The sequence below is a fragment of the Vibrio sp. 704 genome, from assembly GCF_033339295.1.
In genome coordinates this window covers 1-520 of record NZ_JAWOUH010001007.1, presented here as the reverse complement: position 1 = coordinate 520, position 520 = coordinate 1, and the positions used below count along the sequence as shown (strand labels likewise).

1 protein-coding gene is annotated in these 520 nt (G+C 48.1%); it reads right to left on the bottom strand.

Translation table 11 applies throughout. From position 1 onward, the window contains the following. Window positions 1–520, bottom strand: a 520-nt coding sequence (locus R7R24_RS30365) for an LTA synthase family protein (RefSeq protein WP_318120671.1), incomplete at both ends; no start/stop codon positions are given.

The following is a 520-nucleotide window of genomic DNA, read 5'->3' as shown; positions in this document are numbered from 1 at the left end:
AATCAGCAATAGTAAAGAAACCCGTTTGGCTCTTACTCAGTTTTACAACCGCGCGAGAAGGCGATGGCGGGAAGCCTGTTGTTACCGCTTCGATACCACGAACTGAACGAGTGCCCGTTGCGTACATTTGTGTGAACTGCCAGCCTTCTTGCATTAGTTCATCAAGGTTTGGTGTAAGAGGCAGACCACCCAAAGAGCCCACAAACTGTGCGCCCAAGCTCTCTTGTAACAAGATAACCAAGTTTTTACGCTTGCCTTGGTACGTCGCTGGGTTGCTGTTCATGGTTGGTAGCAATGTAGGATCAAAGTCGACCTTCGTTGATGAAGCGCGAACGAGATCCAACATTTTTTGATTGTCCATCTTGCCGTAGAACTGCTCTGCGCTCTTTTCTGACTTCATATTGTTGACAGCAAATAGCAATGAGTAAGACGAATTCAGTGCTAAGTCGTTAAGCAGTGGATCGTTCGAAAACGCCACCATAGCAGGGTTGAGCGGACGGTGACCCAAAGACGAACGAGC